This is a genomic window from Ensifer adhaerens (assembly GCF_001270265.1).
Classification (GTDB): Bacteria; Pseudomonadota; Alphaproteobacteria; order Rhizobiales; family Rhizobiaceae; genus Ensifer; species Ensifer adhaerens_B.
This window is the reverse complement of the sequence record NZ_LGAP01000001.1, coordinates 951,263-966,589: the sequence shown is the minus strand read 5'-3', so window position 1 is coordinate 966,589 and position 15,327 is coordinate 951,263. Positions and strand designations below refer to the sequence as shown.

The window sequence follows — 15,327 nt, the reverse complement described above, 5'->3', positions numbered from 1 at the left end:
TCCGTTGCCAACCCCCTTGTGTTGGTCGGGATGCTGTTACTGCACGAGCACCGGCGGTTGGCATTTGACGCCGGTGACACGGATATCCGCTTCGCCCACCCGTACCCCTACCAGGAGCAACAGGTTGTAGAGCAGATCATCCACCGGTTTCGTGACAGCGCCGAGGGTCTGGGCCAGCGCCTGCTGCAGGACCGTGGGGCTGCCGAGCGTGAGGAACAACACCTGAATGTTGAGATCCAGATTGTTGAGCAGGGTCTTCGTCGTCGATGACAGGATGTCCTTGGTCGATACGCTCTTGATCGAGCGTGCGGCCACTTCGGCGGGGCTGAAGGTGAGCCGGGAAGCCTGAAGGTTCTGCGCCTCGACGTGAGCGATAGCGTCAATTTTGACCACCAGCGCATCGACGATGCGGGCGCGTTCGACCCGAGCGTCGGAGGAGAAACTCGAAAGCACCTTCGGGTTGACGTCGCCGATGGCGATTTCGGCGACGCCCGGCACCGCATCGACGACGACTGCCGCGTTCTCCGGCTTGCCGCCGTAGCAGCGGATGTCGGAAAGCTTGGCTTCGGCGTGGGCCAGCTCGACATAGATCGGCAGACGGATGCGAATGCCTGCAAGCGCAGCCAGCCCGTCTATGCCCACCTCGACCGCGAGCCGGGTCTGTGCCGTGCGCACCGCCGCGCCCGGGGTGCCAAGCCGGTGGCTCGGCGTCTCGACCGGCGGTTCGCCGATCGCAAGTTTCACTGTAGTCGAGGCTATTCCCGGCAGGCCCGCGACGGCGTTAAGTGCAATCTGGTTCTCGCCGTTGGCAATGGCGGCGGCGGCAGATACGATCTGCAGTGCGCTGACCTTCATCGTCCAATCCGACCCGGCGTCGACGCTCAGGTCCTTCTTGGGATCGAGATTGAGGATCTGCGCCAACGTGAAGGTTTTCTTGTTGTTGGCCGTCGCCAGTTCGATGCTTTTGAGGGCGGAGGTTACCGTGCCGGACAGCCCCTGGAACAGCCGCATCGACGACAACAATTGCGGCATCGTCAGATTGGCGTCGAGTACGTCCTCATAGGAGGCGGCAGTCAGGCTGAGCTTGGTCGCAATGATCTTCAGGAAGGGCTGGATGTCGATATCAGCGTCGATCAGGGCGTTGTAGTCCATCACTTTCAACGAGATGTTCGTGCCGAGCATCTGGCCGAGAATGGCGTTGAGCAGACCGTCGTTCAGGCTGGCAAGGCGTGATCCGACAGAAAAGGCCGCAACCTTCGAACTAGCCGCTGTGCCGACGACGCTCAGGTCCGGTGGCTCGCTGAAGACGGAGGCAAGATAGATCAGGCCCTTCTTTTCCAGATGCATCTGGACCGCATCTGAAGGGGTCGCGTCCTTGATGAAGCGCTGGCCCGCGGCGATGTTCGGATCGGGCACATAGCGCCCACGCGTGACCGTTGCCACCCCGTCGACCTTCGCGGTGCCGATGTCGCCTGGCGGCAGAACCTTGCCGTCGACCGTCAGCAGACCAGCGGGCGTCGCAACCGCGAAATTAAGGCCGTTGTTGGAGAAGTACTTGAGGACCGCCTGCTCGGCGGAAGAGACGTTCGATGCAGCGGCAATGGCGGCAAGATCGACCGTCGACTGCATCTCTTGCCTCTGGACGGTGAGGTAACCGTAGTCGATGCCGAGCCCCATGGACATGATCACGAGCGGCATGATCAGAGCGGCGGATATGCCGATATTGCCATCCCTGGACCGGGCGAGGGATCGTATTCCTGGCGCCTTCAGGATCATGTCAGATGCCTCCCACGCGTATCGTCGCGAAGCGTTCGATCTTCTCGCTCGGCATCGCAAAGGTGAACATGTTGAAGATCGGAAGATCGCCGGCGTCGTACATGATCCTGACGGTGAACTGGTTGGTGTTGCCGGCGTCGTCCTTGACGGTCACCGTCATGCGGGAGGACTTGATGAAGGACTGATCCATCGTCGTGCGCTGGATGTAGTCCGTGGCAAGACGTTCACGCTCGCTCTCGGAAAGCCCGGCAATGGCGGTGCGCGCAGCATCGGCGGCAATCTGCTGAATGGAGTGGGCGGCACTGAGGTAGATGCCATAGGCGATCAACGTCAGCACGCATAGAAAGAAGAGTGGGGCGATGATTGCAAATTCAATTGCGGCAGCGCCATCGCGGCCGCGGAACAGGCGCGTTAATCTGGACATTCGAGCAACTCCGACCGAACCGTGACTGCTTTTTCTTTGTCCCTGCGCTTTTAACGCTGCGCCCCAAGTATTAATTTTTCGATACGCGAATAGGTTGTTTCAATGGCTAGAAATCGCCTATTGTTGCAAAATGCAAATTTATGATTGAATTAGGAATTCTGCAGATTCTGGCGTGCGTCAGCTGCTTTCGCAGCGGCTATTCGTTGTCGGGCGCGTGCCGATATTGGGCAAGCTGGCGATTGAGATTGGCGATGTCGGAGCGTAGCTCGGCGATCTCGCGCAGCAGCACGTCGTCGACCTTGTGATGCAGGGCGATCAGTTCGACTTCCGATTTCAGATTGACCTCATAGTCCTTTGCCGCAGCGAAGCGATCACGCTCGGCCTGCCGGTTCTGGGACATCATGATGACGGGCGCCTGCAAGGCAGCCAGCATTGAGAGCAGCAGGTTCAGGAAAATGAAGGGGTAGGGGTCGAAGGCTCCGGTCACCAGCAACACAGTGTTGATGATCACCCAGGCGACGAGAAAGCCGCAAAAGCCGAGAATGAAGCCCCAGGAGCCGCCAACCCTGGCAATGGCGTCGGCGAGCCGATCGCCGACGGTAAGCTCGGCGCTGAACTCGGCATTGGTGTCCGTCGCAACTGTGCGTCTTTCCTTCGCACGGGTCAGGATACGGCGCTCAATCTCGCCGAGTTCGGCGATCGGTTTGCCGAAGAGGTGCTGAGAAAGGTCGTTGAAGTGCGGCATGATTGTCTCCGGAAATGGACCGGAGGATATCTAGCGCACCACTTCGGCGAGGAAATCAACGGGATAGGTGAAAATGAGAAGAGCCGGACGGTCGCCCGTCCGGCTCTGTCCGGTTCTCAAACACGTTGCACTAAAGCGCGTCGCGATCTCTAGGATTCGCTGTTGCGCTTTGAGCTCTTGTTCTTGCGCATGTCGTCATCGCAAAACCGCAGCACACTTTTGCGCGACATGCTTTAGAAACCTGCGGCGTAGAGATCCGCGTGCGACTTGAAGAAGCGGTCGGTCGAGTAGCGTTTGCCGAACATCATGTCGTGCTGCAGGAAGCGGTAGTCGCGCAGCAGCGCCGGCACCTTCGGTTGGCGCGACCACTCGGCGACATCCTTGCCGTTCTTGCGGATCAGCATGTAGCGGTCGAGGACGCGGTACTGGTCATGCACCTTGCCGAGGAAGCCGGTGTAATAGGGATGCTCGTAACCGGACTGCTTCAAGATCTGGTAGGAGAGGAAAGCCGGGCTGATCGTACCGACATTCTTCTTCGGACCCGTCTTGTTCGACCAGACGACGAGCGGCGTCTCGTGCTGGGCCTTCATCTGGTCCTTCGGACCCTTGCGCTCGGCGGTCACGCCCTTCATGAAACCGGTGTTGGTATAGACGGTGTTCAGCGGCGGCAGGTGGTCGCCGAAGAGCACGATGATGGTTTCGCGGTCGCGTTCCTTGGCCCAATCCATGAGCTTCTTCAGGCTTTCGTCGGCTTCCTTGACGCCCTGCGCATAGGTGGCAAGCACCTGACGGTCGCTCTCGGGCAGGTTGCCTTCGACCTTGATGGTGTTCTTGGCATAGCGGTTGGGCTCATAGGGGCCGTGGCCCTGCAGCGTCACCGCGAAGAAGAAGAACGGGTCGTCCATCGCATCCGCCTGGCGGATGATCTCCTTGGTCAGCGATTCGTCCGAGGCGAAGATGCCGCGCTTCTTCATCGGCGGCATGTTTTCCTCCGACTTGAACGTGTCGAAGCCGAAAGCCTTGTAGACGGCCGTGCGGTTCCAGAACCAACTCTGGAACGGATGGATGGCGCGCGAAACGTAACCCTCGCCACGGAAGAAGGTGGCAAGCGACGGGATCGGATTGCGGATATACTGCTGGTACGGAATGCTGCCATAGGGCAGGAAGGCGTTCGAGAAGCCGGTCAGCGCTTCGAATTCGACATTGGCCGTCATGCCGCCGAACTCGGGCGAGAACACGTTGCCGGACTGCATCTCGCGGATCGTCGGCATCGGGTCGGGCGTCAGCTTGACGTTCGGCAGACGCGTCGGATCCCAGAAAGATTCGCTCATCAGCACGATGACATCAGGCTTGCTGCGGTGGGAGGTACCGGCCGGCAGCGGCTTGACCGGGATGCGGTCGATCGCATCGGCCATGTAGCCGCCCGGCGCGCTGACATTGGCCATCGGCAGGTTGATCGCAAAGGCGAGCGCAAATCCATTGTGGCGGTAGTTTTCGGTCTGATCCCACATGATCGGGATGACCTTCAGGCGGTCACGGATCCAGGAAAACTGGTTGTAGTCCATGACGTTCCAGAAGGCGAAGAGCAGCGGCAACGCAAAGGCCGCACGCGCGATGCGCTCGCGGCGCGTCAGCTTGGGGAAATTGCGCCAGGCGTAGCGCAGCAAGAGGCCGATGGCGGCAACGGCTGCGATGAGGCCGACAACGATGCCGACGGCGGTCCAAGGGCGGTCCTTGACCAGAACCGGCATCAGTTCGAGGATCTGGCGGCCGAACAGGAAATCGGTGGGATAGAGCGGGTCGGACAGGAAGACCTGCTTCTGCTGGCAGATGACGGCCGGGATGATCGCCAGGGGCGCAAGGAGCACGGCGGACTTGTGTTCGCGGCCGAAAACGCCATCGATGGCGAGCAGGATGAGGAAGAATGCGCCGACGGTGGTCCAGGCAGGGCGCATCGGATCGAGGAAGTAGGCAACTGTGTCGGCCATCGACTGGCGCACGATCAACTCGACTGCAAAAACGAGCGCAGCCGCGATCGCCAGCGAGAACAATGCACTGCGTGCGGAGGTCAGCGTCTTGGCGTGCCGTGCGGCAAATCCGGGTCTACCGACGTAGACTCGTGATCTCCTCGCTACGGCTGAATCGATATTAGCCAACATCTTCTCCAATTTCATCAATGTGTCGTGTAACTGTCATACGACTGTCATTTTGAACAGGGGATGAATGGCTTGTTCAGGGTGTTTGGAAACAGGTTTTCGTGACGTCAGGGCGCGCGAGCCCGCGCCGATAACAAGCCGGAAAAGCAGAATTATTTGGAATTTTTTGCTTCACGGCGATTGGCTGTGGGCATTTTGGCGCGGATTGCGCTAAAGATCGGGGCGAAAGTCAGACGCATTCGTTCGAGAACAGACCGACAGGCCCGCTCATGACCGCTCACAAAGCCGCTCCCACCCTGCTTCGCATCGCAGTCGCCCAGCTCAATCCGACGGTCGGCGATATCGCCGGAAATCTGGCAAAGGCGCGTGAGGCGCGCGCCGATGCGGCGCGCCAGGGCGCCGATCTCCTGCTTCTCACCGAGCTTTTCATTTCCGGCTATCCGCCGGAGGATCTGGTCCTCAAGCCGGCCTTCCTCAAGGCCTGCCTGCAGGCGGTGGAAAAGCTGGCGGCGGAGACCGCAGACGGCGGCCCCGGCGTCGTCATCGGATTCCCACGCCAAGCCAAAACCGGCCGGCACAATGCGGTGGCCGTTCTCGACGGCGGCAAGGTCATCGCGGTGCGTGACAAGGTCGATCTGCCGAATTATGGCGAGTTCGACGAGAAGCGCGTGTTCGATCAGGGCGAGATGCCCGGGCCGGTCAATTTCCGCGGCATCCGCATCGGCATTCCGATCTGCGAGGACATCTGGGGCGACCTCGGTGTGTGCGAGACGCTGGCGGAAAGCGGCGCCGAAATCCTGCTGTCGCCGAACGGCTCTCCCTATTATCGCGGCAAGGTGGACGTGCGCCATCAGGTCGTGCTGAAGCAGGTGATCGAGACCGGCTTGCCGATGATCTACGCCAACCAGCTCGGCGGCCAGGATGAGTTGGTCTTCGACGGTGCAAGCTTCGCCTTCAACACCGACAAGTCGCTCGCCTTCCAGATGAGCCAGTTCGAGGAAGCACTGTCGATCGTCGAATGGAAAAAGGGCGACAATGGCTGGCACTGTGCCGGCGGTCTGCAATCGCGCCTGCCGGAGCGGGAGGAGGCCGACTATCGCGCCTGCATGCTTGGCTTCCGCGATTACGTCAACAAGAACGGTTTCAAGAATGTCGTGCTCGGCCTGTCCGGCGGCATCGACTCGGCGATCTGCGCAGCACTAGCCGTCGATGCGCTCGGTGAGGAGCGCGTGCGCACGATCATGCTGCCTTACCGCTATACCTCGAAGGATTCGCTGAAGGACGCCAAGGATTGCGCCGAAGCGCTTGGATGCCGCTACGATATCGTGCCGATCGAAGAGCCGGTGCAGGGCTTCCTCGGTGCGCTCGCCGATATGTTCGAAGGCACGGAAACGGGCATTACCGAAGAAAACCTGCAGAGCCGCACGCGCGGCACGATCCTGATGGCTGTCTCCAACAAGTTCGGCTCTATGGTGGTCACCACCGGCAACAAGTCGGAAATGTCGGTCGGCTATGCCACGCTCTATGGCGACATGAACGGTGGTTTCAATCCGATCAAGGATCTCTACAAGATGGAGGTCTATGGGATTTCGCGCTGGCGCAACAGCACGGTGCCGCCGGGCGCGCTCGGTCCGTCCGGTGTGGTGATCCCGCAAAACATCATAGACAAAGCGCCTTCGGCCGAGCTTCGTCCCCACCAGACGGACCAGGACTCCCTGCCGCCCTATCCGGTGCTCGACGATGTTCTCGAATGCCTCGTCGAAAAGGAGATGAGTACGGAAGAGATCGTGGCGCGCGGTCACGACGAGGCGACGGTGCACCGCATCGAGCATCTGCTCTACATCGCTGAATACAAGCGCCGGCAGTCGGCACCCGGCGTGAAGATCACCAAGAAGAATTTTGGTCGCGATCGGCGCTATCCGATCACCAACCGGTTCCGCGACCGGGGTTAGCGGTGAGCATCTTCTCCGAAGGGCAGGACGGCAGGGAGAGCCGTCCGGAGTTTACGGACGAGGAAATCCGGCTGATCCGGCTTTGGTCGTTGAGTGATGGTTCTGCCGGTGGGCAGGTTTCGGCCCAGGTCGCCTATTTCGCAACACCGGCGGTGTTCGGGATCTATGGTCTTGCGACCGGCAGCCTCGCCGTCGTCGGCGTGGCCTTCGTCTGCATCCTGCTGCTGCTGGCCTGGGGTTTCGTCTCGACCTGGCGGGACCAGCGCAAATTCGGCCTGATGCAGTCGATCTGCGCCAAGGTACTGGCAATGCAGTCGGCGGGCGAAGAACGCAAATAGCTGCGATTGCGGCAGGAGAAGAGCATGCGCAGTTCCGTCGAAACCTATGACATCGTGACCGGCGAGACTCGCGTCGTCTGGCAGACGGACAGGCTGGTCGAGGCGCCGAACTGGTCGCCGGACGGGCGGTCTCTCGTCATCAATGGCGACGGGCGGCTTTACCGGCTTGCCTTTGACGGCTCGGAGCCTGCCGAGATCGACACCGGTTTTGCCCATCTCTGCAACAACGACCACGGCATTTCGCCGGATGGCGGCACGATCGCGATCAGCGACAAGACCGAGTTCGGCAAGTCAGCGATTTATCTGCTGCCGGCTGCTGGCGGCAGCCCGCGCCTTATCACATCGAACCTGCCGTCCTACTGGCACGGCTGGTCGCCGGATGGCAGGGCGCTGACCTATTGCGGCATTCGCGATCAGGTCTTCGATATCTATACGATCTCGGTCAACGGCGGCGAGGAGCGGCGGCTGACGCAGGGCGAGGGCCGCAACGACGGGCCGGACTGGTCGCCGGACGGGGCGTGGATCTACTTCAACTCCAGCCGCACCGGCCGCATGCAGATCTGGCGCGTTCGGCCTGATGGTACCGACGCTGAGCGAATTACCGACAGCCCCTATGGCGACTGGTTCCCGCATCCCTCGCCGGACGGGCGACACCTCCTGGTTCTCTCCTACGACGGCGATGTCTTTGACCATCCGCGAGACCTCGATGTTCGCTTGCGACTGATGGACATGGACGGTGGCAATGCACGGGAGCTGTTCGTACTCTTCGGCGGGCAGGGCACGATGAATGTGCCCAACTGGTCGCCCAAGGGCGACCGCTTTGCCTTTGTTCGCTACGAACCGGAAAGCTGAGCAGACTAGACAAGAATATGGGCTGCATGCTAGCGATCTTGTCGTTCGCAGGGCGCACCCGATCCGCGGGAAGGGCCAGACCCACCTGTTTCACTGAACTTGGTTGCCACACCTCTTTTCAGTCTGTGGGCGCGGATACCGGACGTGAATGAAAGGAGGTCTTTCATGATCACGCGCGATCTTCCCGCGAACGCTACCCTCGATTCCATCCGCAAACAGGCCAAGGCTTTTCACAAGGCCCTGAAGGCTGGTGATGCCGCAGCACGCCAGCGGGCGCTGCCATATTTCTCCGAGCCCGCCGCCATGGGCCTGCAGGATGCCCAGCTGGTCATTGCCCGCGAGTTCGGGTTTTCCAGCTGGACGCGATTGAAAACGCATCTCGAACGCGCTCAACCGGGAAAACCGGCCACCGAACAGCTTGCCAACCGTTTCCTGGCCTTGGCGACCGTGTCCTACTTCGCTGATATCGCGGCCGACCCGGAGCGATATGCGCAGGCGAAAGCCTTGCTTGACGAACATCCGGAAATTGCCGGCGAAAGCATCCACGTTGCCGCAGCACTCGGCGATGGCGAAGCCATCGACCGTTGGCTCGACAAGGATCCGAAACTCACCGGCAGGCGTGGTGGGCCCTACGATTGGGAGCCTCTGCTTTATGCCACCTATGCTCGCGTTCCCGGCCGATCGTCTCTTGCGGCCGGAGAGCGGCTGGTGGCACGCGGCGCCGATGCCAATGCCTTCTGGATGGATGACGGGCAATATCGCTTTACCGCGCTCACCGGCGTCTTCGGCCAGGGCGAGGCGGGCAAGGAGCGGCAGCCGGAACACCCGGATTGCATCGCCTTTGCCGAACTTCTGCTCAAGGCCGGCGCCAAGGCCAATGACAGCCAGGCGCTCTACAACCGAATGTTCGAGCCCGACAACACCTGCATCACCCTTCTGTTGCGGCACGGACTGAGTGCGAAGGACAGGAACAACTGGCTTGTCCGCGAAAATGGCCAGTTGATTGAAAACAGCGAGCGGGTCTTTGACTATCAGCTGGTCTGGGCGCTGGAAAAGAAGATGGCGGACCGGGTGCGGCTGCTGGTCCAACATGGGGCCGACGTCAACCGCACCATGAAAGGCCGCACGCCCTACCAATGGGCTGAACTCGGCGGCGACGCGGCGCTCGCCGGCTATCTGGTGGCACATGGCGCCACGGTTACGGAACTCACCGATGTCGATCGCCTGGCGCGGGCCATTGGTGAGGGCAAGGAAGAGCAGGCGAAGGCACTGGCAGCCGGGGATCCGACGCTGGTTTCGCGCACACAGGCGGCCCATCCCGCAATCCTGCATGAGGCTGCGGGCGAAAACCAGCAGACCCAGGTGGTGCTGATGCTGTCGCTCGGCTTCGACGTCAACCGCATGACGTCGCGCACGCCGCTGCACGAGGCGGCGCTACACGGGCATATCGAAATGGCGAAGCTGCTGCTCGATCATGGCGCCAACGCCATGGCGCGCGACCCGTATCACCACGCGCCACCGATCGGCTGGGCGGAATATAACGGCAAGGCTGATATGGTGCGCTTCCTCGAAAACCAGCCGCTCGACCTGTTTGCCGCTGCCGCCTTCGGCAAGGGCGAACGAGTGCTGGAGATCGTCGATGAAAAGCCGGAGCTGCTCGACATCCCCTTCGGACAATTCCGTGGGCGCGGGCGACCTAATCCGCAGACCGACTGGATGACGCCGCTTGCCATTGCGGTCGTCAACAGGAGACCAACGGTGGTGAAGGTGCTGCTCGAAAAAGGCGCGAATGCCAACCTGCGCGATGGCACTGGTGCGCGCTCGATCCGCGATATGGCGCGCGACGAAGGTGACGAGGAAATAATCTTTTTGTTGCGCCGGACGTTGCCGTCCAACTAGCGGTCGCACGACTACAGATTGCTGGTTATACTAGGCGGTTGAAGTCTTTAAGGCTTTCAATACCAGATTGCTTAAACTAAATTTCTGCTTTGATCTTTAGGGTGGCGTCTGACTGGTGCCACCCTTCGCCTTTGACGGCTGGCCCGGTGAGGGGGCGTTGGCGTGATCGGGAATAAGTTTCGGCAATCGAAGCGCAACAAGGCGGTCTGGGCGATCCACGCGGCCTGCACCTTGGTCGCGGTCCTGACGATCGCCAGCCTCGTCTTCGTTCTCAACCGCTCCGTCGTCGAGGCCGACCGCTTCGGGCTTTCGGCAGAGCGCCGGCTGGTGGCGAACGAATTGCGCCACCAGATGGACGCCGCCGTGCAATTCCAGGCGCAAATTTCTTTCTGGAACGACACCTATGCCGAACTGGCACCCGGGCGGATAAGCGATACCTTCGTCTCAGAACAGCTGGCCGGCTGGCTGTGGGAGGATTATGGCTTCTCCTGGCTGATCTTCAGCGATGCTGACGGACATGTTTCGACCGCTCTGAGGGACGGTCTGGTCGTGTCGACAGGAGCGGCCGGGGTCCCGCTTCGCGAGGTCGACGATCTGCTTGACGAGGCCCGACGCCGTTACGACAACGCGCTGAGAAACAACGACGGAAGCTATACGCTTGACATCACCAGGCCCGACCGGCAATCGCTGGCGCCGGTCGTGCCCGGTATCCATGCCGTCGATCTGCGTGAAATCCAGGGACAGATGAGTATCGCCGTGGTTCAGGCGGTGATCCCCGAAACGCTGCAGGTTCCTGCCGCGCGTCGCGAGCCTGTGTTCATGGTCTCGGTTCGTCCGCTGACGGCGAAGTTGATGCGGGAAATCGAGGCAAGGCTCGGCGTGACCGGCCTGACCTTCGTGCCGCTATCGCAGCGGCCGGCCGACAGCGTGCATGTCTCCGAGGGCCGTTGCGCGGACGCCTCCTGCCTTGTCATAGCCTGGACGCCCAAATCCCCCGGCGGCTTCGTGCGTGCGGAGATCCTGCCGAGCGTCATCGTTATCGCCATCGTGGCGGCTTTGCTGATGGCCTTCGTAGCTCTCCGATTCTCGTCGGTCTTTGCCGCCCTTCAGCAGAGCGAGGCGCGAAACCGCCACATGGCGAAACACGATCGCCTCACCGGGCTGCTCAATCGCAGTGGTTTTGACGATGCGCTCGCTGCGGCTCTGCTTGACGTCAAGAACCGGCCGTTCGCGCTGGTCTACGCTGACCTCGACGAGTTCAAGGCCGTCAACGACCGGCAAGGACACGCGGCGGGCGATGCGGTGTTGATGGCGATCGCCGACCGATACCGCCTGCGGGTTGGCGTGCGCGGAACCGTTGCCCGCCTTGGCGGCGACGAATTTGCCGTCATCCTGCGTTCGGTCAGCAAGGGCACGGATGTATCCGATCTCGCAGCCGGTCTTGTCATCGATGCGCAGACGCCGATCGACTTCGAGGGACAGATGCTGCGCGTCGGCGGCAGTGTCGGCATTGCCTTTGCGCCTCGGCATGGCCGCACGGCCCGCGCGCTGTTGGCAGCTGCCGACGAGGCGCTCTATCTCGCCAAGCGACGTGGACGCAACCGCGTCCAAACCGCAGACGACCTCGCGGCGCAAGGTGAGGCTGTGTCTGTCGAACAGGCGGCCAGGCGTCACGCCGGCTGAATCGTCCACCGAGCGGGGCGATCACCCAACAAAAGTCGGGCGTCGTTGTCGCCGGTCGAAATGCAGGCGTGGCTGAGGCGCGCGACCATTATGCGGCACACTGTAAATCGGTCGGTCTTGGCGAAGAGTTCGTCCGCACACTGATCCGATAGGGGGAAAGCAAGCATGCATGCATAGTTCGACACGTTCGGCGGGCCAGAGGTGCTGAAGCAGGCCCCGCGTAAGTCGTAGGGCCTGCCTTTCTCACCGGCTCGTTCTCAAGCGATGGGCACGTTGTAAGGGGTGATCACCTCGACGGCGGAGAGCCGGCTGCTGCTGAGCTTTTGGCCGGCGCCGCTTCTGCTGGCGAGAATGGCGCGGAAGGTCATGCGGGCATCGCTGCGCAGATCATGGTGCAGGACGAAATGGATCCGGCGCTGGCGCAACAGCGCCAGATTGTCCTGATCGAGGTCATGGGCGATGAACAGCGCGCAGTCGCGGCCATGGCGCTCGAAGGCGGCCAGCACGGCGCGGTTGCCACCGCCGATCGAATAGGCGGCGTTGATATCGGCGTGCGCTGCAAGCGCCTTTGCAGCAAGCACACCCGTCTCGGCGTCCTTGCCATAGCCTTCGCTGATCTCGACGATGCGGATCGCCGGATAATGTTCACGCAGCACCCGGCGAAAACCGATCTCGCGCTCCTCCTCGCCACGGAAGCGGCTGCTTGAAATCGTCACCAGTACGGTCGCGGAGCTTTCGGCAAAACGTTCGCCGATGAGATAGGCAGCCGTCTCGCCGGCCGCGCGGTTGTCGGCGCCGGCATAGGCGGTGCGTGCCGAGTTCGGCAGATCGGTGACGAGCGTGATGACCGCAATTCCCGCCTGCTCCAGGCGGGCGACAGCGTCGATGATTTCGGGCACATCCGGCGCCTTCAGCACGACGCCGTCGGTGCCGCGCAGACGGATGCGATCGAGCAGCTGTGCGATGTCGTGCGGGCGCATGGTCTCGGCGAAGTGGAAACGGCAACGGAATGTCGTCGGCATGAAAGTCGGGGCTTCGATTTCGAATGCCTGCCTGACCGCCTCGGTGAAGCGCTCCGGCGCCTCCATCACGACATCAATCGCGCGCTTCTGGCCTTGAACTTCGAGTCCGGATTGCTGCTTCTCCAGCTCCCGGATGGCGGCTTTCACCCGCGCTTCGGTCTGCTGGCGCACGCCAGGTCGCCCGTTCAGGACACGATCGACGGTCGCGGTGCTGAGCCCTGCCTGAAAGGCGATATCCTTGACCAGAAACGGATGAGCCAACGCCATCTCTCCTGATGGTTTTTTGATGGATTCCTGCTCTATATCACGATCTGGCGGCGCCTATAGTCGGGACATCGAAAGTTTCTGAGGAGGAAACGGGATGAAGACCGACAACAATGCGCGCCAGCGGCTCGACCGCGTGTGGCTGAGTGAGGATGCCTGCGACATCGAAGCGTTCAGGGCCGAAGTGGAGCGCCAGACGAACCTTGCGGATTACCCGCATGCGCTCGCCTGCGAGAAGAATGTGCTGATCTATGACAGCGCCAGCCTGGTTTCCGCCTGTGCCACTTCCGAGGGACGCCGCGCCGCCCTGGCCGAGATCTGCGAGGCGCTTGCGACCGGGCCCGGCGTCGCGGTGTTCAAGCGCGCTTATGCCGACACGGCCGTCATCGATGCCGCCAGCGGTATTTTCGACGCCATCATCGAGGAACAGCACCGCACCAACAGCGGTGGTGGCGACCACTTTGCCAAGCCCGGCGCCAACGACCGGATCTGGAACTCGCTCGAAAAGCACTGCCTGAAAAGCCCTGAGAACTTCGCCGCATATTACGCCAACGCCATTGTAGCGCTCGTCAGCGAAGCCTGGCTTGGTCCGAACTACCAGATGACGGCGCAGGTCAATCGCGTCAATCCGGGCGGCGCGTCGCAGTCGGCCCATCGCGACTACCATCTGGGCTTCCAGACCTCTGATATCATCGAGCAGTATCCGGCACATGTGCACCGGCTATCGCCGGTGCTGACGTTGCAAGGGGCCGTCGCCCATTGCGACATGCCGCTTCAGAGCGGCCCGACGCTCTTCCTGCCCTATAGCCAGACGTATCTGCCCGGCTATCTCGCGTTGAAGCGCCCGGAGTTCCGGGCCTATTTCGACCAGCATCACGTGCAGTTGCCGCTGGAAAAGGGTGATGTCGTCTTCTTCAATCCGGCGCTGTTCCATGCGGCCGGCAGCAACCATTCGGCCGATATCAAGCGCGTTGCCAACCTGCTTCAGGTCTCGTCGGCCTTCGGACGGGCGATGGAGACCGTCGATCGCGTGAAGATGAGTGCGGCGCTCCATCCGGCCCTGATGGCCTTGACGGCATCCGGCACGCTCTCGGCCAGCGAGGCGGCCAATGCGATTGCCTCTTGTGCCGAGGGCTATTCCTTCCCGACCAATCTCGATCGCGATCCGCCGCTGGGCGGTCTCGCGCCGAAAACCCAGTCGCAACTGATGCATGAGGCGCTTGCGAGCAAGTGGAGCGAGGCGGATTTCCGCAACGCGCTTGACGAGCAGGCACAGCGCAAGCTGAGCTGAAGAACAGACATAGATATCTCAGGTCCCCGGCGCTCTGCGGCGGGGGCCGTTTTCCCGTTTCGATGAGACATTCACTCCTGGGAGGATTTTCATGACTGAGCAATATGGCCGTCTCGACGGCAAGATCGCCATCGTCACCGGTGGTACGCAGGGGCTGGGTGCAACGATCGCCAGCCTGTTTGCGGAACGTGGCGCGCGAGGCGTCGTCATCTGCGGGCGCAACGCTGCCAAGGGCGAAGCGAAGGCCGAGCAGATCCGCAAGGCAAGCGGCGCGCAGGTGCTTTATGTTGAGGCAGACCTCGAAAAGGTCGAGGATGCCCGCAAGGTCGTCAACGCCTGCGACGCGACATTCGGGCGCGTCGACGCGCTGGTCAACGCGGCGGCGATTACCGATCGCGGTACGATTCTCGACACCAGCCCCGAGCTGTTCGACCGGATGTTCGCCATTAATGTGCGTGCGCCGTTCTTCCTGATGCAGGAGGCGATCAAGGTTATGCGCCGCGAGGGCACGCAGGGCACGATCGTCAATATCGGTTCGATGTCGGCGATGGCCGGCCAGCCGTTCATCGCTGCCTACTGCTCGTCCAAGGGGGCTTTGGAGACGCTGACCAAGAACACCGCCTATGCGCTGCTGCGCAACCGCATTCGCGTCAACGGCCTCAACATCGGCTGGATGGCATCCGAAGGCGAAGACCGCATCCAGCGCGAGTTTCACGGGGCGGCTGCCGACTGGCTGGAAAAGGCCGCCGCCGGACAACCCTTCGGCCGGCTTGTCGACCCCAAGGAGGTCGCGCGCGCCTGTGCGTACCTGTCGTCTGACGAATCCGGCCTGATGACGGGTTCGGTCATCTGCTTCGACCAGTCGGTCTGGGGCGGCTATGACGGCTCGCCGCACCCGGTCGCGCCGCTCTGACAGCGAGCCGCG

12 protein-coding genes are annotated in these 15,327 nt (G+C 61.7%); 7 read left to right on the top strand and 5 right to left on the bottom strand.

Annotation, left to right across the window (positions count from 1 at the left end; translation table 11 throughout):
- Positions 1-36: 36 nt before the first annotated feature.
- The 4 genes from AC244_RS04615 to AC244_RS04600 form a co-directional block, all read right to left on the bottom strand.
- Positions 37-1,776 (bottom strand): pilus assembly protein TadG-related protein, encoded by a 1,740-nt coding sequence (locus AC244_RS04615; RefSeq protein ID WP_053247569.1) that lies wholly within the window; start codon positions 1,774-1,776, stop codon positions 37-39.
- Position 1,777: 1 nt separating this feature from the next.
- A complete protein-coding gene (locus AC244_RS04610; RefSeq protein ID WP_053247568.1) occupies positions 1,778-2,200 on the bottom strand; it encodes a TadE/TadG family type IV pilus assembly protein in 423 nt (140 codons plus the stop codon).
- 196 nt (positions 2,201-2,396) lie between these two features.
- The gene (locus tag AC244_RS04605; protein WP_053247567.1) at positions 2,397-2,945 is read right to left on the bottom strand and encodes a DUF1003 domain-containing protein; all 549 of its coding nucleotides are present in this window, start codon (positions 2,943-2,945) and stop codon (positions 2,397-2,399) included.
- Between the two features lie 233 nt (positions 2,946-3,178).
- Positions 3,179-5,101 carry an LTA synthase family protein gene (locus AC244_RS04600; RefSeq protein ID WP_053247690.1) on the bottom strand — a complete coding sequence of 641 codons (1,923 nt, stop codon included), beginning with the start codon at positions 5,099-5,101 and terminating at the stop codon, positions 3,179-3,181.
- A gap of 269 nt (positions 5,102-5,370) precedes the next feature.
- On the opposite strand from AC244_RS04600, the gene AC244_RS04595 reads away from it, so the two are divergent.
- The 5 genes from AC244_RS04595 (at position 5,371) to AC244_RS04575 (ending at position 11,825) form a co-directional block, all read left to right on the top strand.
- Positions 5,371-7,053, top strand: coding sequence for an NAD+ synthase (locus AC244_RS04595; RefSeq protein ID WP_053247566.1), 1,683 nt, complete (start codon positions 5,371-5,373; stop codon positions 7,051-7,053).
- Positions 7,054-7,055: 2 nt separating this feature from the next.
- Positions 7,056-7,391, top strand: coding sequence for a hypothetical protein (locus AC244_RS04590; RefSeq protein ID WP_053247565.1), 336 nt, complete (start codon positions 7,056-7,058; stop codon positions 7,389-7,391).
- 24 nt (positions 7,392-7,415) lie between these two features.
- Positions 7,416-8,243: a TolB family protein gene (locus tag AC244_RS04585; RefSeq protein WP_053247564.1), complete on the top strand. Its 828-nt coding sequence runs from the start codon at positions 7,416-7,418 to the stop codon at positions 8,241-8,243.
- A gap of 165 nt (positions 8,244-8,408) precedes the next feature.
- A complete protein-coding gene (locus AC244_RS04580) occupies positions 8,409-10,142 on the top strand; it encodes an ankyrin repeat domain-containing protein (protein ID WP_053247563.1) in 1,734 nt (577 codons plus the stop codon).
- A gap of 162 nt (positions 10,143-10,304) precedes the next feature.
- Positions 10,305-11,825, top strand: a complete 1,521-nt coding sequence (locus AC244_RS04575) for a diguanylate cyclase domain-containing protein (protein WP_053247562.1) — start codon at positions 10,305-10,307, stop codon at positions 11,823-11,825.
- 257 nt (positions 11,826-12,082) lie between these two features.
- Here AC244_RS04575 and AC244_RS04570 read toward each other — a convergent pair whose 3' ends face one another.
- On the bottom strand, positions 12,083-13,108 hold the full coding sequence (locus AC244_RS04570) for a LacI family DNA-binding transcriptional regulator (RefSeq protein ID WP_053247689.1): 1,026 nt from the start codon (positions 13,106-13,108) through the stop codon (positions 12,083-12,085).
- 100 nt (positions 13,109-13,208) lie between these two features.
- Here AC244_RS04570 and AC244_RS04565 point away from each other — a divergent pair, with 100 nt between their 5' ends.
- Both AC244_RS04565 and AC244_RS04560 read left to right on the top strand, forming a co-directional pair.
- Positions 13,209-14,402, top strand: coding sequence for a phytanoyl-CoA dioxygenase family protein (locus tag AC244_RS04565; RefSeq protein WP_053247561.1), 1,194 nt, complete (start codon positions 13,209-13,211; stop codon positions 14,400-14,402).
- A gap of 91 nt (positions 14,403-14,493) precedes the next feature.
- On the top strand, positions 14,494-15,315 hold the full coding sequence (locus tag AC244_RS04560) for an SDR family oxidoreductase (RefSeq protein ID WP_053247560.1): 822 nt from the start codon (positions 14,494-14,496) through the stop codon (positions 15,313-15,315).
- Positions 15,316-15,327 lie beyond the last annotated feature (12 nt).

Excerpts from the sequence above, each read along its gene's own strand:
- AC244_RS04615 (WP_053247569.1), bottom strand. The coding sequence starts at position 1,776 with ATGATCCTGAAGGCGCCAGGAATACGATCCCTCGCCCGGTCCAGGGAT.
- AC244_RS04610 (WP_053247568.1), bottom strand. The coding sequence starts at position 2,200 with ATGTCCAGATTAACGCGCCTGTTCCGCGGCCGCGATGGCGCTGCCGCA.
- AC244_RS04605 (WP_053247567.1), bottom strand. The coding sequence starts at position 2,945 with ATGCCGCACTTCAACGACCTTTCTCAGCACCTCTTCGGCAAACCGATC.
- AC244_RS04595 (WP_053247566.1), top strand. The coding sequence starts at position 5,371 with ATGACCGCTCACAAAGCCGCTCCCACCCTGCTTCGCATCGCAGTCGCC.
- AC244_RS04585 (WP_053247564.1), top strand. The coding sequence starts at position 7,416 with ATGCGCAGTTCCGTCGAAACCTATGACATCGTGACCGGCGAGACTCGC.
- AC244_RS04580 (WP_053247563.1), top strand. The coding sequence starts at position 8,409 with ATGATCACGCGCGATCTTCCCGCGAACGCTACCCTCGATTCCATCCGC.
- AC244_RS04565 (WP_053247561.1), top strand. The coding sequence starts at position 13,209 with ATGAAGACCGACAACAATGCGCGCCAGCGGCTCGACCGCGTGTGGCTG.
- AC244_RS04560 (WP_053247560.1), top strand. The coding sequence starts at position 14,494 with ATGACTGAGCAATATGGCCGTCTCGACGGCAAGATCGCCATCGTCACC.